The sequence below is a fragment of the Cupriavidus sp. R6-3 genome (assembly GCF_059772245.1).
Genome location: NZ_JCBAJO010000003.1, coordinates 1 through 16,608, shown reverse-complemented (window position 1 = coordinate 16,608; position 16,608 = coordinate 1). Strand labels below are relative to the sequence as shown.

Below are 16,608 nucleotides of genomic sequence, written 5' to 3'. Positions count from 1 at the left end.
GCTACTGGCAAAGGAGAGTTCAATCATGGCCTTGCCCAAGGTCGTCACGCATCAAGACCGTCTGCTGACGGTGAACATCCATGAAGCAGTCGAATTCCCTGGATCGGAGTCAGGGTCGACCATCATTCCGCTGTTCCTCGACCGTGAAAACGGCGTCTGGGTGCTGTACGGCAAGTTCGAGCCGGGCACCACGCTGCCCCCGCACTTCCACACGGGCACCGTCCACTTCTTCACGACGAAGGGAGAGTGGAACTACGTCGAATACCCCGACGATCGCCAGACCGCCGGCAGCTATTTGTACGAGCCCGGCGGGTCCGTCCATACCTTCTCCGTGCCGGCCGACGCCAGGGAGGCGGCCGAGGGATTCATGGTGGTCTACGGCGCCAACGTGATTTTCAAGGACGGCGAATATCAAGGGGTACGCGACGCGGGCGCGATCGAGGACGGCATTCTGAATGCTGCGAAAGCGATGGGCCTCCCTACGCCGCGCTATATCCGGCCGGGCGGGGGTGCCGCGTTCTCGCGCGATTGATCGGGATTAGTTTAGAGATCGAACACGTCTATCCCTTCGCGCACTCCGCTTCAAAGCTCTCATTCAGAGCCTGCGACCGCCGCAAGACATAGGGCAGCACCGCCAGCACGCCAACCACGGCCAGCACGGTGCCGACCCACAGCGGCGATCGCAGCCCCCAACCTTGGCTGATGCCTACGCCGCCAAACCACGAGCCGGACATCAGGCCGATATTGATCACCGCGGTATGCATGGTATTGACCAGCGGCCCGGGCGGCGCGGCGCGCATTACGCGCACCACCATCGCCGGGTTCAGCGACACACCGGTCAGCCCGACCAGCAGCATCGCGATGACCGCAACCAGCGGCTGGTCGGCGCAGACGGCGAACAATGCCAACGCGCCCGCCAGCGAGGCGCTCGTTTGAAGCGGCTTATGCCATCGGCTTACGCCATCGGGTTATGCCATCGTTTCCCGCTGCCGGTCCAATTCGGCCAGGATCTCCGCCGTATGCTGGCCGAGATCGGGAAGCGCGGCATCGCGCGAGCTTGCATCGTCGATCGTCATGGGCAAGGCCGGCATCCGCAGGGACCGGTTGCCGGGCGACGGCACGTTGATCACGCGTTCCGGTGTCGTGGCCTGCGCGGTTTGGATGGCATCGTGCAGGTCGCGCACCGCGCCGCACACCACGCCAGCGGCATTGAGCCTTCGGCAAGCGTCTTCGGTGGTCAGTGCCGACAACGCGCCGGCAAGCATCCCCAGCAAGGCGGGTCGATTCGCCACGCGCGAGGCGTTGTCGTGAAAGCGTGGGTCTTGTGCGAGTTCGGGCAGTCCCAGGCATTCGCACAAGCGGGCAAAGTGTTCCTGCAGATAGGCCGAAATCACGATTCTGCCGTCGGCAGTCGTTAGCACATCCGCCGCCGGCGCCATCGTCGGCTGGCCGTTGCCGCAGCGTGACGGCACCGTGTCGAGGATCTGGTACTCGGCCCACTGCTGGCTCAGCGCATCGGCTGCCACGTCGATCAGGGACACCTTGACATGGGCACCTTGTCCGGTGATGCCACGGCGCACCAGCGCAGCGAGCACGCCCGTCGCCAGCGTACGGCCGGCCAGCACATCGACGACCGTGAAGCCGACGCGTGTTGGATCGGCATGGGCATCGCCGTTCATGCTCATCATGCCGCTTTCGGCCTGCGCGGCGATATCGAGGCCCGGCCGCGCCGCCGCCGCCCCACTGTCGCCGAAGCCGTTGACGGAGCCGTAGACGAGCCGCGGAAGCTCGCCCCGAAGCTGTTCGGCGCCAAGCCCGTATTTCTCCATTACGCCCGGACGCGCATTCTGCAGCACCACATCGGCGCGGCGCACCAGATCCATCGCCACATCTCGATCCTCTTCGCGGCGCAGATCGAGCACGATCGAACGCTTGCCGCGGTTATAAGCGGAAAACATGGGCCCACAGGCATCGGCCTGCCATCCAGAGCGACGGCTGGCATCGCCGCCCGGAGGCTCGACCTTGATTACGTCGGCGCCCACATCGGCCAGGATTTGTCCTGCCGACGGCGCGGCGATGAACTGGCCGAAGTCGACGACGCGCAGTCCGGCCAACACGGCCCCGCCCAGGCCGCTGCTATCGAATGAACCCTTGGATTGCATGGCTTCTCACTCTGGCTTGACGCCGGCGTCCTGTGCAATGCGTTGCCATGCCACCGTATCGTCGGCGACCACTTTCCGGAACTGCGCCGGTGTCAGGGCGGGAGCGACAGGGAGGTTCAGCGCGGTCAGGCGGTCGCGAAACGCCGGCGTCGCGATGGCGCGCACCACCTCCTTGTTCAACCGATCCACCAGCGCCGCGGAGGTGCCCGCCGGCGCGAACATGCCATACCAGCTGGTGGTCGGGAACGGATAGCCTTGCTCTCCCATGGTCGGCACATTCGGGAACTGCGGCAACCGACTGGAGCCGCTGACCGCGATCGGCACCAGCCGGCCGGCCTTGACGAGGCCGATCTGGGAGCTGACGTCGACCCAGCCGACGGGCAACAGGCCGCTCTGGACGTCCGTCGCCACGGCTGCGGTACCTTTGTACGGCGCATGGACCATCTCGAGATTCGCCTTCTTCAGAAAGCTCTCCATGGTCAGGTGCCCACCCGATCCCATGCCCCACGATCCGTAGCTGAGTTGGCCCGGGCGCTGCCTGGCGTAGGCGACGAGCCCCTTCAGGTTGTGGATCGGCACCTTGGGCGAAGCCACCATCAGATTGCCGAAGCTGCCGATCTGCGCAATCGGTTCGAAACGCTTGAGCGGATCCGGCGCCCGCGTGTAGAGCGCAGGGTTGACGACCATCGCGCCGGCATAGGTCAGCAGCAGCGTGTAGCCGTCCGGGGCGGCGGCGGACACGGTTTCGCTGGCGATCAGGCCGTTCGCACCGGGCTTGTTCTCGACCACGAACGGCTTGCCGAACACCGAGCCGAGTTGCTCGGCAAGAATGCGCGCGAGCGTATCCGTACCGCCCCCGGCCGCACTGGCGACGACCAGCTTGACCGGGCGGTTCGGCCAGCCCTCGTTATCCTGCGCAAATGCCATCGATGAAGCCATCGATGACGCAGTCAGTGCCAGCACGGCGGCCAGCCATTGCCTGCGTGTATTCATGGTTTGTCTCCCTTTAACCGCCGATATTTGCGGTGTTGCTCCGTGGCGCGATCGGCGTCGACGTCGATCCCGTGCCGGGAACTTCCGCATGCAAACTAACGCGCGAGGCGTCATCCATGCCACGCTTGTTTCGCTATCTTGAACGGCCAAGAATGTTGGGAGACCTCTGCCACCGCACCGCACCGGCATCCGCGCGTTGAAGCGTTCGGGGATCGCGGCAAAAAAAACGGCGCCGGCGGGTATTCACCCCGCCGGCGCCGCCGGATGTCGCAGTTTGTGGCGCGCCTTACTTCGCCGTCGGCATCGCGAACTCTGCACCCTTGCCGATGCTCTGCGGCCAGCGCTGCATCACGGACTTCTGCTTGGTGTAGAAGCGCACGCCCTCTTCGCCGTAGGCATGCGTATCGCCGAACAGGCTGCGCTTCCAGCCGCCGAAGCCATGCCAGGCCATCGGCACGGGGATGGGCACGTTGATGCCGACCATGCCGACCTGGATGCGCCGCGCGAATTCGCGGGCGATGCCGCCGTCGCTGGTGTAGCAGGCCACGCCGTTGCCGAACTCGTGCGCGTTGATCAGCTCGACGGCCTCGGCAAAGTCCTTGACGCGGACGCAGGCCAGCACCGGGCCGAAGATTTCCTCGCGGTAGATGCGCATCTGCGGCGTGACGTTGTCGAACAGCGTGGCGCCGGTGAAGAAGCCGCCTTCATGGCCGGCCACGCGATGGCCGCGGCCATCGAGCACCAGCGTCGCGCCCTCTTCCACGCCCAGGCCGATATAGCCCTCGATGCGTTCCAGCGCCTGCCGCGTGACCACGGGGCCCATTTCCGCTTCGGGGTTCATGCCGTTGTCGATCTTCAGCGCACGGGCGCGTTCGGCCAGCTTCGGAATCAGGCGATCGGCGGTATCGCCGACCAGCACCGCGACCGACACCGCCATGCAGCGCTCGCCGGCCGAGCCGTAGGCCGCGCCGATCAGCGCGTCGATGGCCATGTCCGGATCGGCATCGGGCATCACCACCAGATGGTTCTTGGCGCCGCCCAGTGCCTGCACGCGCTTGCCGAATTGCGCGGCACGCTCGCTGATCGCCTGTGCGATCGGCGTCGAGCCGACAAAGCTGACGGCCTTCACTTCAGGATGCGCGATCAGCGCGTCGACCACCACCTTGTCGCCCTGCACGACGTTGAACACGCCGGCCGGCAAACCCGCCTCGGCCAGCAGATCGGCCATGAACAGGCTCGCGCTCGGATCGCGCTCGCTGGGCTTGAGCACAAACGTATTGCCCGCCGCGATCGCCACCGGGAACATCCAGCACGGCACCATGCACGGGAAGTTGAACGGCGTGATGCCGGTGACCACGCCCAGCGGCTGGCGCATGGTCCAGTTGTCGATGCCGGTGCTGACCTGGTCGGTGTAGTCGCCCTTGAGCAGTTGCGGAATGCCGCAGGCAAACTCGATCACGTCGATGCCGCGCATGACTTCGCCCTGCGCGTCGGAGAAGACCTTGCCGTGCTCGGCGGTGATGATCGCCGCGAGCGTGTCGCGATGCTGGTTCATCAACTGCAGGAAGCGCTGCATCACGCGGGCGCGGCGGATCGGCGGCGTGTCGGCCCAGGCGGGGAACGCCGCGGCGGCCGCGGCGACGGCGGCGTCGACATCGGCGACTTCACCGAGCAGGACCTTGCGCGCGGCTTCGCCGGTGGCCGGATTGAACACGTCCTGCCGGCGCTGGCTGCCGCCGCTCGTACGCTGGCCGCCGATGTAGTGGCCGACGTCGGCACGGTCGGTATAGGCATGCGCTTGGGTCATCTCGGGCTCCTTTGCAGTTCTGGAATCAGTACTGGAATCAGTTCTGGAATCGGTGGAATGGGGCCAGTGTAGGCGTCGCTCCCGGCCCCATTCAATAGCGCCGCGCTTGACTCACTGTTCAATGAACTAAACAATCGCCCGATGGACAAGCAAAAGATCGAATCGCTGTGGGTGCATCTGCATTCGCTCGTTGTGCTGGGCGATGTGGGCAGCTATACCGCCGCTGCAACGCAGCTTGGCATCAGCAAGGGCGCGATGAGCCAGCGCATCGCCGAACTGGAACGGGCGGCCGGCATCCCGCTGGTGCAGCGCACCACGCGCAGCGTGCGGCTGACCGAGGCGGGGCAGCGGCTGGTGGACGCGACCCGGATACCGTTCGAGTCGATCGAGCGCAGCTTCGGCGACGTGAAAGACATGGGCGGCGAGCCGCGCGGGCTGGTGCGGATGACGGCACCGGTGGCGCTGGGCCGGCAGCAGATCGTGCCGCGGCTGCCGCCGTTTCTGGCGATGTATCCGCAGATCCGCGTCGAGCTGGAACTGTCGGACAGCTTCGCCTCGCTTGCGCGCGAGGGATTCGACCTGGCAGTGCGCCACGCCTCGCGCGCACCGGATACCCACATCGCCTGGACGCTGTGCCGCACCGGCACGGTCCTGGTGGCGACGCGCGCCTATCTGCGGCGCCACGGCACACCCGTTTCGCCGTCCGACCTGACCGCGCACAACTGCCTGCATTACTTCCGCCGGGGGGAGCAGCCGACCTGGAGCTTCGAGCCGGTCCGGGGCGGTGCGGCCCGGCAGAGCGTCGGCATCCGCGGCAATTTCGCGGCGGACAACAGCGAGGCGCTGCGCGATGCCGCGCTGGGCGGCCTGGGCATCGCGCTGGTGCCCGACTTCACCGCGCAGGCTGATCTGCATGCGGGCAAGCTCGTTCAAGTGCTGCCGGGCTGGCGGCCTTCGGGGGCGTTCGGCGACACGATCTACGCGATCCGGCCCTACAGCCCGCTGCTGCCGCGGCCGGTGCGGCTGCTGGTGGACTATCTGCGCGAGGCGTTGAAGGAGGGATTCGGGACGCAGTGAGGCGAAGCCGGTCTCCCGATGCGCGGCCCTATGCGCAACCGGGTGCGCAACCGGATGCGCAACGGGAATGCAGCACCTGTCCACGCCCATGTTCGACGCGGCCTTGTCGGCACAAATGATAATGAAAACGATTATCATTATGTCCTTTCAATACGACATTGCCGCCCGTGTCCCCGCTCCGCTTCCCCGTTCGCGCCCCGTCTGCCCGACTCCATGCCAGCCGCCCCGAGTGGGCCCGCCCATCCCGCGCGCACCGGTTTCGACCGCATGTCCTTGCCATGGCGGTCGCCGGGGCCCTGCCGCTGACGGCCCTGGCGCAAGCCCAGTCCTCCACCGCCGCGGAGTCGGCGGAAACCCTGCCCGAGGTCACCGTCCGCGCCGAGACGACGCCGGACCAGCCGCCGCCCGCCTATGCCGGCGGCCAGGTGGCGCGCGGCGGCCGGCTTGGCATTCTTGGCAATCAGGACATGATGGACGTGCCGTTCAGCATCACGGCATACACCGCCGAGACCATCCAGAACCAGCAGGCGCGCAGCGTCGCCGATGTCCTCGCGAACGATCCCGGCGTGCGCAGCAGCCTGGGTTTCGGCAATTTCTCCGAGACGTTCGTGATCCGTGGCTTCCAGCTGAATGGCGACGACATCGGCTACAACGGCCTCTATGGCATCGCCCCGCGCCAGCTCGTGGCGGTCGAGGGGCTCGATCGGGTCGAGGTCTTCCGCGGCGCCAGCGCCTTTCTGAACGGCGTCACGCCGACCGGCACGGGCATCGGCGGCAGCATCAACCTGGTTCCCAAGTTTGCGCCCTACCAGCCGCTGACCCAGGCCACCATCGACTACACCAGCCAGGGCCGAGCCGGTGGCCATGTCGACATCGGCCGCCGCTTCGGCGAGGACCAGCGTTGGGGCGTGCGCATCAATGCGCTGGCGCGCGGCGGCGAGGCCGCCATCGACGACGAGCGCCGCCAGCAGCGCCTGTTCACCGCGGGCCTCGATTACCAGGGCGACAAGCTGCGCGTGTCGGCCGACTTCGGTTACCAGAAGCAGACCATTCGACAGGGCCGGCCGATGGTGTCGCTGACGGGCACCACGCTGCCCGCCGTGCCGTCGGCGCGCGCCAACTTCGCGCAGGCCTGGACCGATTCGATGCTGGAGGATACCTACGGCACGCTGCGCGCCGAATACGACGTCGCGCCCGACTGGACCACCTACCTGGTGGCCGGCGCGCACCACACGAACGAGTTCGGCAACTACTCCTCGCTGACGGTGAACGGAAGCGGCGTCGGGACCGCGGCGCGGCTGACGGTGCCGTACAAGTCCAACACCACCTCCGAGGAAGTCGGCGTGCGCGGCGCCTTCCATACCGGGCCGGTCAAGCATCGGATCAATCTGGCGTGGTCGGGCATGCAATCGGTCAAGCGCACGGCCTACGAGATGTCGGGCCGTTTCGCTACCGGCCTGTACGACCCGGTGCAGACGCCGCGGCCCGGCACCACGCTGACCGGCGGCGACATGGCCAACCCCGGCGTCACCGGCAGGACCAACCTCAGCGGGTTCGCCATCTCGGACACGCTGTCCTTCCTCGACGACCGCGTGCTGCTGACCGCCGGCGTGCGGCAGCAGAACCTGAGCGTGCGCGGCTACAGCTATACGGGCGTGCAACAGTCGAATTACGACGAGTCGGCCACGTCGCCGGCCTTCGGGCTGGTGGTCAAGCCGACGCGCCAGATCTCGCTGTATGCCAACTACATTCAGGGCCTGGCGCAAGGACCGACCGCGCCGAATACGGCGACCAACCGCGGCGAAGTGTTCCCGCCGATCAAGTCCCGGCAGGTCGAGGCCGGCGTCAAGTGGGACGCCGGCAAGTTCGGCAGCACGCTGGCCGTCTATCAGATCGAGCAGCCGTCCGGCATCCTGCAGGGCGATGTGTATTCGCTGGCCGGCGAGCAGCGCAATCGGGGCATCGAACTGAGCGGCTTCGGTGAACCGCTGCCCGGCATCCGCCTGCTGGCCGGCCTGGCCTATATCGACGCCAGGTTGAACCGTACCGGCACGCCGGCGAACGATGGCAACAAGGCGGTCGGCGTACCGAACTACACGCTCAATGTCGGCGCGGAGTGGGACATCCCCGGCGTGCCGGGCTTCACCGTATCGGGCCGCTATCTGCAGACGGGACGCCAGTATCTGGACGTGGCGAACCGGGTCAGCCTGCCGTCGTGGCGACGCTTCGACCTGGGCGCCCGCTATACCTTCAAGGCGGCGCAGCAGCGCTACACGCTGCGCGCCGGCATCGAGAACGTCGCGGGCAAGGCGTATTGGGCGTCCGCATATGGCGGTTACCTGATCATGGGCGCCCCGCGCACCTTCAAGGTCGCCATGACGGTGGACTTCTGAGGCGGCGGCGCGCCGCTCATGAAGACCTCATGACGATGGCGCGCTGAAGGGCTCCGCCCGCCCGGCGTTACCCGGGGCATTACCCCAAGCAATTACCCCCGGGGCGCTACCCGGCGAGCCTTTCGGCCTCCGCCAACATCCCATCGAGGACGCAATCGGCGAGCCGTTCGGGGAAGTCGGCCGGCAACTGCGCCCGCACCGCCTGAGCCACCGCCGGGGCGCGCTCCGCGAGGTCTTCCACCACATACCGTGCCGGCCGTCCGTCGGGCGTCAGCACGCCATGCCGCTCGCCGAGGGCCACCCAATGCCGGCGCTCGATTTCGCGCATCTTGTAGTGTGCGTTCTGCGACCGGACCGCCATGGCCATCCTGATCTTGAACGGAGAGAGCCGGCCCGGGGCTTCGCCGATGATGGGATGGGCCGACAGCACGTCGTAGAGCGGAGTCAGCTGATACCGCCCTTCCGGACGCAGGAACAGGCTGAAGTTCTTGGCATGGCCATCGGGCGCGCGCAGCAGCCAGAAGATGACCTGTGCCTGGAAGAAGGTCCTGCGGTCCTGCTCGCGCGTCATCGACCCCGCGAGCGTGTCCATGATGGTGTCGATGCCCGGGCCGCCATCGGCTTCGTACTTCGCCGTCGGCGGCACGCCCTTCGCCTGGCACATGTCCTCTTGCGGCAGCCGGACGAGGCGGCTGTCGCCCGCCGGGCCTTGCCACCAGACGCGGTCGAATCGCTGCACGCTGAGCGCCTTCATGTCCTCGAACCGCACCAGTTCGCAACGGGCCACCGGCAAGCCGAATTCCTTCAGGACGAGCGAGCACAGCCACTCGTTCTCCACCGATTCGCTCAGGTCCAGTTTCAGCCCGCCCACCAGTCCAAGCGGCAGCTTCAGGATGTGCGTGGTTGGCGTCTGGCCATGCGGCAGGCACCACGCGCCGTTGTGATACAGCAGCGCGGTCTTCTCCTGAGCGCCGGCAATCGAGATGCGGAACTCGTCCTCGTCGTGAACGATGCTCAGCGGCGCCGGCGCCAGCGTGCCGCGCAGCACCTGTGCGACCTGCGCCTCGGTCAGCGGCTCGGCTTGTACCGCCTGCCCCGCGGCTGGCGACGCACCGTCCGGCAGCAGTTGCAGCGCGCCCACGCAGTCGCGGCCGATCTCGGCGAGCAGATCGAAGGCGTCGATCGAGCCGGTGCGATACCGCCGCGCAATGCGCTCGCGGATTTCCCGGGTATCCGGCAGCAGGTTCTCGAAATAGGCCCGCACCTTCTCGCCGCGGTGGGGCGAGTTGCCGGGGATGAAGGGCAAGGACAGGGACAAAGGCCGTCCTTGCGCGGAGGCCACCCACTCGGGGGCGTATTCCAGCGTGTCCCCCGCATGAGGATGGAACCGCCACGTGCCGACGAAGGCGCCGTTCATCCACAGGCCGAGCGCGCGAGTGTGCGACCGTCGCCCCATTGTCACCAGGCCTGCGTGGTCGACGACGCCTCGCCGCTATTGCTGTCGCTATGGCTGTCGCTATTGCCGGGTGACGGAGCCTCCTTGCGCAGCACGAACTCGACGCCAAGGATGCCGAGCAGGCGCATTAGCCGTTCGACGCTGATGCGCGCGGCGTTGCGTTCCAGCGCAGACAAGGTCTGCTGGCTGACGCCCATGCGCAATGCGGCCTCGGCTTGCGTCAGACCCGCTTCCTTGCGGAACGCTTGAAGCAGCTGCGGTAACTGGTCGGACGTTCGGACGGTGAAGTTGCGCATACAGGCCTCGGCTGTTTTCCTGCTTTACAACGGATCGATTGTATTCCGGATTTACTGGCTTTTCTTTGTATTCACAGAATACTCGCTTCAAGCAGTAAGACAAGGATACAGCTTTTGGCGCGTAAAAATGTCGCGTGGCAACGCCTCAGGCCGAGCCACACAGATCGTGTGCCTCGTCAACAATTTTTCCTTGCATCCTCGCCGATACTGTATATCCTTACAGTACCTGTACAAACATACAGTTGCGGGAGTGCCCATGGAAGACCTGATCCGGATTCAGAACGAATACGACCGTCTCGTCCTTCGGTGGCTGCGCCAACAGGTCGGTGACGACGCGGTGCGGCTCGCTGCCAGGCGCCTGAACGGCGAATCCAAGCCCTATGTGTCCGAAGTCTGCCGTGCGCTGGACATTCGTCCGCCGGCGCGCAGTGCCTTCCGCATGGAAGCGACGCGGGCCAACCGGGCCGTCGGCGAACGCTATCTGGCGCGCATCCGGCAGATCCTGTCCGGCTCATCGGCAGATGGCCACCGGGCTGCGGATACGGCCTCCCGCCCGCGGCACGCGCCCGCGCAACCCGCCCTGCCTTTCGGCCAGGGTTTTGCCTTCGGCGGCGGGCTGTCCGTGCGCGAGCCGACGGCGGGCGCGCGATGAATGTGATGACGAGTTACCGAAGATGCAGCAAGGCCCAGATCCCGACGTCCTCCTGAACCTGAAAAAGATGAACTTCCGGCTGCATTTCGGCGGGGCGCTGCGGGCCGCGCGCACTGCCAGAGGCTTGTCGCAGCAGGCGTTCGGCACCGTATCGAGCCGCACCTATGTCAGCAGCCTGGAGCGTGGGCAGAAGAGCCCGACGCTGGACAAGGTGGCGCAGATCGCCAGCGTCCTCGGCCTGCATCCGCTGACGCTGCACGCGTACGCCTTCTTGCGCGAGCCGACGCCCGAAGAGCGGATCGTGCTGCTGCGGACGATCCGGGCCGAGTTGCGAGAATTGCTGGAGCACGAGGCGGCGAAGCGGAGTCGGTAAGGATCGGCAGCCCTGTCCCGATATCGCGCCAAGGCGTGGCCGCATGGCCGCATGGCCGCATGGCCGCATGGCCGCGCGGACCGGCCCACGCTCAGGCCGGTTCCGCCTCGTTGTCGGCAATCTGGAACTTGCGCATCTTCTCCCACAGCACCTTGCGGCTGATGCCGAGGCTGGCGGCCGTGTCCTGGCGGCGCCAGCCGTTGGCATCGAGCGCGGCAATGATGCGGCGACGTTCTTCGACCTCGGTGCGCCAGTCGACGCCCCGGTCGTTGCCCTCGAACGCCCCGGGCCGCAGCGCGCGGAACAGCGGCCGAATGCGATCCTGGTCCCACAGGCCGTCGTGCTGCACCACGATCGCGACGCGCTCCGCCAGATTGCGCAACTCCCGTACGTTGCCGGCGAAGTAAGCGGTACCAACGGCGCCCTTGAGCCAGTCCGGCATCGGCGGCAGCGCCTCGTAGCCGGACCGTCCGAGAATCTGCCGCAGGAAGGCCTCGAGCAATCCGACCTTGTCGGCGGCGCCCCGCTCTTCCAGGCTCGGAATCCGCAGTTCGATCACGGCCAGCCGGAAATACAGATCCGCGCGGAACTTGCCTTGCCCGACCGCCTCGCGCAGGTCCTTGTTGGTCGCGGCAACCAGGCGGAAATTGAGCTTGACCGGCAGCGTCGAGCCAAGCCGCGTGACGACGTTCTCCTCCAGCACGCGCAACAGCTTGACCTGCTGGAACAGCGGCAGATCGGCGATTTCGTCGAGGAACAGCGTGCCGCCGTTGGCCTGTTCGAAGTAGCCGCGGTGCGCATACATCGCGCCGGTGAACGCGCCCTTGGCGTGGCCGAAGAACTGCGATTCAAATAGCCCGTCGGGAATCGCACCGCAGTTGACGGCGACGAACGGCCCCTTGCCATAGAGACTATGCCGCTCGTGGAAGAGCCGGGCGATGCGTTCCTTGCCCGCACCGGTCTCGCCATACAGCATCACGTTGCTGTCGAAGTCGGCGTAGGTGTCGACATGCGACATCAGCTGCTGCATCGCCGGCGAGCCGGCCACCAGCTCGGCGATCTCCGGCTGCACCTCGCTGGCCGCGAGCAGTTGCGGCAGCAGCTTGCCGAGTTGGGCACGCAGATCGGCGCCGGTGAAATCGTCCGACAGGATGTGTGCGTATTCCGGCGGAAAGCGGCCCGGATCGTTCTCTCGCGTGGGGGCAGCGACCCAGATCACGGGCATGCCGTGCACCGCCTCCCAATCCAGCGCGGTGAACTTGGCGGCGCCGATCACCGACACGCTGATGATCGCCACCGACAGTTTCAAGCGCGGCTCGGTCGGCAAGCCTTCGAGCCCACCGGCGCGGATCACTTCGGCGCCAAGAGGCGCGAGAAAGCGGGCTACGCGGTCGGCAAATTCGTACTTGCCTTCCCATACGTAGACTTCGAGATTTTCGTAGGCCCAGCGGTCTGTTTTCATGGCGATGCTGCAATTGCCGCGCGGCGGCTGGTCGTATTCATGTCGCGGTTCAATAGACGAGTCTGGTGTTGTCGCAATCGACGTCGTGAACCCAGAGGTCGGCGTTGCTTAATTGGATGCCGAGGGCGGCCAGCAGGCCGTCGAGGGTGGGGCCAAGCAGGCCGAATATCACGGAGCTCAGGGCGCTGACGATGCCGCCGAGTTTCAGATCCAGGTTGGCGATCGGGATGCCAACTGGAGCGACGATGAGCTTCACGTCGAGATTGCGCGCCAGACTTTCGACCAATGCCGCCAATTGGCCTTGGGAGGCGGTCGAGGTCTGCTCGCCAGGCGCAAGCGTCGAGGTCATACCGTTGCCCGGGATGGTTTGCTGTTTGGGACTGGCCGTGATCTTGATACCCGCAAGGTTGGTGACAACGACATCCGAGGTAGCACACTGGCTCAAATCGTCGCGGGCAAGACAAACCGTCGCCGCTGTGGTTACCGTGTTGAGGGTCGCTCGGCGGTCTGATCGCGCAGCGGCACAGCGCATGCCCGTCAGCGCGGAGTGAGCGGTACCAAGTTGCACGCGCAGTGGCAGATTCACCGATATCAAGGAGCCACCAAGAATCTCTCCACCAAGGTTCAACCTCACACCGAGATCGACCTGCGACGTTCGTGCGGTGGTCTCCCAACCCATTGGATCGGTGCTGGATGCCCGCACCGGCCCCACCGCCATGCGAGGCGGCTCGACGATCTGCAACGCCAATTGCGTGCCGGGCAATAGTGGGACCGCGCCAGCCAGATCGACCGCTGCCCCTTTGTTCGCAACCTGCGCCGCCAGCATCAACAACTCCGCCACATTGAGCCCCACATCCGCCGCCGACGACATCGCCGGCGCCAGCACGCCGAGGTCGAGCACTCGTCCGACACTTAGCCCCGCCGCCAGGGCTCGCGCATCGATGATCCCGGGCATTCCACCCAGCATCGCGTTGAGCAGCGACTCCTTGTTCGCCGCGCGGAGCACCAGCGCATAGAAGCGCGATAGCGACAAGTCGGCGTTCAACAATTCGTCGACCGTGCCGAGGCCGGCCTCAAGCCGCAACTGGTCCAGCGTCACGCGTGTATCGACCAGCCCCTGCCAGTCCGCGGCCGACAGGCTGATGGTATTGCCGAGCAGCAGCGCCAGCGCGCTGCGCGACGATTCGAAATTCAGCAGCCCGCTGCCGACCGAGAACGATGCGACAGGCGGGCTGGCGTTGCCGATCGCCTCCGCGCGCAGCCGCCGTCCGTCGCCCCCGGGAAGCCCGAACAGGATCGGCACCCTCTGCGACACGACGACCCGCACCGCGTTCGGTGACAATCGCGCCGGATCGAAGCTGCCGCGGAAATGACGGCCATCGGCAGCGGCAGCCGCATCGCTGGGATCCCACACGCCCGCGCAGACGGCCATGCCGTCTTCGCCCCCGGGGCTGGCGCCGCAGTCTTGGCGCGCCGCGCCGGTAAAGCCGTTCTGGCCCGCGGACGCCTGTGCCGCCGCCAGCGCCCGTTCGGTCATCGCCGCGTTGGTGTCGGCGCGCCGCAGTTGCTGGGCGGCGGCCAGCGCCGCCATGTCGGCAACCGACTGCAGCTGCCGCTGCCGGTAGAAAACATGGCCGACGTCGATGGACACCAGCGCGGCCATGCCGATGGTGGCGAGCAGCACCACCATCAGAATGCTGACCGCACCGCGCGATTGCGCGCGTGTGCTGCGTGTCCTGCTACGCCGAGCCATCATCATTTACCGCGAGGGCGTCAATCCGAGCAGGCTGACGCCGCTGCCGCCGCTCGGCTGGCCGACGAAACGCTCGGGAATCGGGTGCTGGAAGCTCTTCAGATAGCGCGCATGCGCCAGCGCGGCCTGTTCGCCCGGCATGGGGAGCATGGCGCCGGCCTGGCTGCCTTCGCGCTGGATTGCCAGCAGGCTGCGTGTGTCGGTGCCGATGGCGGTGTTCGATGGTTTCTGGATTTGCGCGGCTGCGCCTGTGTCCGGGCTGGCCGGCGCCATGGTTTGCGCTCCGGCAACGGGCAGCCAGCTCGCGGCACACAAGGCGATTGCGGCCGTACTCGCGATGCGCGACGGTCTCATGATGTTCATGCACTTCTCCTCTTGCTGTCCGCTTGCTGTCCCGTCCCTGCCAGCTTGCCGTCGATCGCGGATCGTCTCGCGATGATCACGGTGCGCTGGCCGGGTTCTGTGCCGCGCCCTCGCCCGGCTGCGCGGCCGTTGTCAGCGCAATGCGCTGCGGCTTGGGCGGCCGTGCACCGCCAACCCGTGAAGCCGCGCGCTCCTGCCGCGCTGCCTCGCGTGCGATGCGGTCCGCCTCCTGCGCGATCGCCTTGCGGGTCGCCGCCGACATCGACGCGCGCTCCATCAGTGCGGTCGCCTGGTCGCGCTGGCGGTTTGCCAGCATCCACACGGCGGCATTGCTGACGATGCGGGGATTCGCCCCATCGAGCTGCAGGGCCTGCATTACCGGCACGCGGGCCTGCTGCAACTGTCCGGCGCGCATCAGCGCATAGCCCAGGTCGCTCGCCACCAGGGCATTGGTCGGATCGCGCGACAACGACGCTTCGAGCTGCGTCACCGCTTCGCCGAAATCGCCGCTGCGGCCGGCCAGCAGGCCGAGGCCGTGATAGGCCCGCGCGGCGTAACCGGTGCCCAGCAGATTCCGATAGGCGACCGCGGCGGCCTCGTCCTGTTCGGTTTCGCGCAGCGCATCGGCGCGCAGCATCGCCACGTCGGCGTTGTCGCCGAAGCGTTGCTGATAGGCGTCGAGATGCGCGAGCGAGGCGTAGTACAGCCCCTGCTGCTGCATCCGCTCGATCAGTCCGCGGTACACGGCCCGATCGTCGTACTGCTCCTGCGCCTGCTTGTCCTGCAGCCTGGACAGCGCGATCTGTGCGTCGGCCTGCTTGCTCATCAGCGAGGCCGGGTCGCTGGTGGTGGCGCAGCCGGCGGCGAGCCAACTTGCGGTAGCGACGGTAACCGCGGTCAATGTCCGACGCCAACGCGTTGCCACGGGCAGAAGGGTGCCCTCTCCCCCGGCCCCTCTCTCGCGCGCGGGAGAGGAGAGAAAACACGCCGCCACATGCCTCTCGCTCGCGGTAGAAGGAAGAAAACATGCCGCCGCACGTAGCGCGCTAGCAAACACCGTCATTGCATATCTCCAGCAAACTTCGCCAGCATCCGGATCACGCCAAGGAACCCCGGTCCCGCGGTCACGATCAGCAGCACCGGCAGCAGGCTGACCACCATCACGCCGGTCATCTTCACCGTCAGGCGGCCGACCTTTTCCTTCAGGCGCATCTTGCGCGCCTCCTGCAGCCGCAGGCCGAACAGCTTCAGCGGCTCCTGCACCGCGCCGCCGAAGCGATCCACCTGGTTCAGCAGCATGATCAGATTGCGCAGGTCCTCGCTCTCGAACAGCTTGCCGATGCGTTGCAGCGTCTGCTCGCGCGAGCGGCCGGAGGCGAACTGGTCGTTGGCGCGTTTCAGTTCGGGACCCAGCACGGGCAGCATGCTGCCGAACTCGGTCACGATCAGCTGCAGGCTCTGGTCGATCGACATGCCGACGCCTTGCAGCAGCCGCAGCATGTCGACCAGCACCGGCAGTTCGTCGTCGAGCTGGCGCATCCGGCCGGCGGCGCGCCGACGCAGCACCGACTTGAACGCGAGAAAGGACACCGCGAAGCCGCCGAACGCGGTAAACACCGCGCCCTGCAGCGATTCCGGCAGCCGCCACAGCATCAGCACCGCGGCGATCAGCAGCGGCACACAGAGTCGCAGGCCGCCGAAGATGGCACGGGCCTTGGGGCCATACCAGCCGCACTGTTCCAGCAGGCGGAGTTCTTCAGGGCCGACGATGGCCTTGCCGATTGGACTGGCGAGCCAGCGTTCGTCGAAGCGGCCGCCGAG

16 protein-coding genes are annotated in these 16,608 nt (G+C 66.7%); 5 read left to right on the top strand and 11 right to left on the bottom strand.

Going from position 1 to position 16,608, the window contains the following annotated elements; translation table 11 throughout:
• Positions 1-25: 25 nt before the first annotated feature.
• A complete protein-coding gene (locus AC6EI8_RS01290) occupies positions 26-532 on the top strand; it encodes a 2,4'-dihydroxyacetophenone dioxygenase family protein (protein WP_149319905.1) in 507 nt (168 codons plus the stop codon).
• Positions 533-560: 28 nt separating this feature from the next.
• Here AC6EI8_RS01290 and AC6EI8_RS01285 read toward each other — a convergent pair whose 3' ends face one another.
• The 4 genes from AC6EI8_RS01285 to AC6EI8_RS01270 all read right to left on the bottom strand — a co-directional run bounded on the left by AC6EI8_RS01285 (position 561) and on the right by AC6EI8_RS01270 (position 4,962).
• Positions 561-908, bottom strand: coding sequence for a hypothetical protein (locus tag AC6EI8_RS01285; RefSeq protein WP_498381047.1), 348 nt, complete (start codon positions 906-908; stop codon positions 561-563).
• Between the two features lie 60 nt (positions 909-968).
• On the bottom strand, positions 969-2,162 hold the full coding sequence (locus AC6EI8_RS01280; protein WP_498381046.1) for a CaiB/BaiF CoA transferase family protein: 1,194 nt from the start codon (positions 2,160-2,162) through the stop codon (positions 969-971).
• A gap of 6 nt (positions 2,163-2,168) precedes the next feature.
• Positions 2,169-3,155, bottom strand: a complete 987-nt coding sequence (locus AC6EI8_RS01275) for a Bug family tripartite tricarboxylate transporter substrate binding protein (RefSeq protein WP_498381045.1) — start codon at positions 3,153-3,155, stop codon at positions 2,169-2,171.
• Between the two features lie 286 nt (positions 3,156-3,441).
• Entirely contained in the window at positions 3,442-4,962 is a 1,521-nt protein-coding gene (locus AC6EI8_RS01270; protein ID WP_498381044.1) for a CoA-acylating methylmalonate-semialdehyde dehydrogenase, read from the bottom strand.
• A gap of 141 nt (positions 4,963-5,103) precedes the next feature.
• Between AC6EI8_RS01270 and AC6EI8_RS01265 the strand changes: the two genes are divergently transcribed.
• Both AC6EI8_RS01265 and AC6EI8_RS01260 read left to right on the top strand, forming a co-directional pair.
• Complete coding sequence (locus AC6EI8_RS01265) at positions 5,104-6,039, top strand: LysR family transcriptional regulator (RefSeq protein ID WP_150082430.1); 936 nt, start codon at positions 5,104-5,106, stop codon at positions 6,037-6,039.
• 278 nt (positions 6,040-6,317) lie between these two features.
• Complete coding sequence (locus tag AC6EI8_RS01260; RefSeq protein ID WP_498381043.1) at positions 6,318-8,432, top strand: TonB-dependent receptor; 2,115 nt, start codon at positions 6,318-6,320, stop codon at positions 8,430-8,432.
• Positions 8,433-8,538: 106 nt separating this feature from the next.
• On the opposite strand, the gene AC6EI8_RS01255 is transcribed toward AC6EI8_RS01260, so the two are convergent.
• Together AC6EI8_RS01255 and AC6EI8_RS01250 are read right to left on the bottom strand one after the other, a co-directional pair.
• Positions 8,539-9,888, bottom strand: coding sequence for a type II toxin-antitoxin system HipA family toxin (locus AC6EI8_RS01255; RefSeq protein WP_498381042.1), 1,350 nt, complete (start codon positions 9,886-9,888; stop codon positions 8,539-8,541).
• Between the two features lie 2 nt (positions 9,889-9,890).
• Entirely contained in the window at positions 9,891-10,184 is a 294-nt protein-coding gene (locus AC6EI8_RS01250) for a helix-turn-helix domain-containing protein (protein WP_498381041.1), read from the bottom strand.
• A 256-nt stretch (positions 10,185-10,440) separates the two neighbouring features.
• On the opposite strand from AC6EI8_RS01250, the gene AC6EI8_RS01245 reads away from it, so the two are divergent.
• Both AC6EI8_RS01245 and AC6EI8_RS01240 read left to right on the top strand, forming a co-directional pair.
• Positions 10,441-10,836 (top strand): CppA family protein, encoded by a 396-nt coding sequence (locus AC6EI8_RS01245; protein WP_498381040.1) that lies wholly within the window; start codon positions 10,441-10,443, stop codon positions 10,834-10,836.
• A gap of 67 nt (positions 10,837-10,903) precedes the next feature.
• Positions 10,904-11,209: a helix-turn-helix domain-containing protein gene (locus AC6EI8_RS01240; protein WP_498381039.1), complete on the top strand. Its 306-nt coding sequence runs from the start codon at positions 10,904-10,906 to the stop codon at positions 11,207-11,209.
• 91 nt (positions 11,210-11,300) lie between these two features.
• Here AC6EI8_RS01240 and AC6EI8_RS01235 read toward each other — a convergent pair whose 3' ends face one another.
• The 5 genes from AC6EI8_RS01235 to AC6EI8_RS01215 all read right to left on the bottom strand — a co-directional run.
• Entirely contained in the window at positions 11,301-12,671 is a 1,371-nt protein-coding gene (locus AC6EI8_RS01235; RefSeq protein WP_149319898.1) for a sigma 54-interacting transcriptional regulator, read from the bottom strand.
• 49 nt (positions 12,672-12,720) lie between these two features.
• Positions 12,721-14,424, bottom strand: a complete 1,704-nt coding sequence (locus AC6EI8_RS01230) for a TadG family pilus assembly protein (RefSeq protein WP_498381103.1) — start codon at positions 14,422-14,424, stop codon at positions 12,721-12,723.
• A gap of 6 nt (positions 14,425-14,430) precedes the next feature.
• The gene (locus tag AC6EI8_RS01225; RefSeq protein ID WP_223819484.1) at positions 14,431-14,787 is read right to left on the bottom strand and encodes a DUF3613 domain-containing protein; all 357 of its coding nucleotides are present in this window, start codon (positions 14,785-14,787) and stop codon (positions 14,431-14,433) included.
• 76 nt (positions 14,788-14,863) lie between these two features.
• On the bottom strand, positions 14,864-15,688 hold the full coding sequence (locus tag AC6EI8_RS01220; RefSeq protein WP_226105076.1) for a tetratricopeptide repeat protein: 825 nt from the start codon (positions 15,686-15,688) through the stop codon (positions 14,864-14,866).
• A 158-nt stretch (positions 15,689-15,846) separates the two neighbouring features.
• Positions 15,847-16,608, bottom strand: a 762-nt coding sequence (locus tag AC6EI8_RS01215; RefSeq protein WP_498381036.1) for a type II secretion system F family protein, incomplete at its 5' end; no start/stop codon positions are given.

Coding starts and splice junctions, on each gene's coding strand:
- AC6EI8_RS01290 (WP_149319905.1), top strand. CDS start 26: ATGGCCTTGCCCAAGGTCGTCACGCATCAAGACCGTCTGCTGACGGTG.
- AC6EI8_RS01280 (WP_498381046.1), bottom strand. CDS start 2,162: ATGCAATCCAAGGGTTCATTCGATAGCAGCGGCCTGGGCGGGGCCGTG.
- AC6EI8_RS01275 (WP_498381045.1), bottom strand. CDS start 3,155: ATGAATACACGCAGGCAATGGCTGGCCGCCGTGCTGGCACTGACTGCG.
- AC6EI8_RS01270 (WP_498381044.1), bottom strand. CDS start 4,962: ATGACCCAAGCGCATGCCTATACCGACCGTGCCGACGTCGGCCACTAC.
- AC6EI8_RS01265 (WP_150082430.1), top strand. CDS start 5,104: ATGGACAAGCAAAAGATCGAATCGCTGTGGGTGCATCTGCATTCGCTC.
- AC6EI8_RS01260 (WP_498381043.1), top strand. CDS start 6,318: ATGGCGGTCGCCGGGGCCCTGCCGCTGACGGCCCTGGCGCAAGCCCAG.
- AC6EI8_RS01255 (WP_498381042.1), bottom strand. CDS start 9,888: ATGGGGCGACGGTCGCACACTCGCGCGCTCGGCCTGTGGATGAACGGC.
- AC6EI8_RS01250 (WP_498381041.1), bottom strand. CDS start 10,184: ATGCGCAACTTCACCGTCCGAACGTCCGACCAGTTACCGCAGCTGCTT.
- AC6EI8_RS01245 (WP_498381040.1), top strand. CDS start 10,441: ATGGAAGACCTGATCCGGATTCAGAACGAATACGACCGTCTCGTCCTT.
- AC6EI8_RS01240 (WP_498381039.1), top strand. CDS start 10,904: ATGAACTTCCGGCTGCATTTCGGCGGGGCGCTGCGGGCCGCGCGCACT.
- AC6EI8_RS01235 (WP_149319898.1), bottom strand. CDS start 12,671: ATGAAAACAGACCGCTGGGCCTACGAAAATCTCGAAGTCTACGTATGG.
- AC6EI8_RS01230 (WP_498381103.1), bottom strand. CDS start 14,424: ATGGCTCGGCGTAGCAGGACACGCAGCACACGCGCGCAATCGCGCGGT.
- AC6EI8_RS01225 (WP_223819484.1), bottom strand. CDS start 14,787: ATGAACATCATGAGACCGTCGCGCATCGCGAGTACGGCCGCAATCGCC.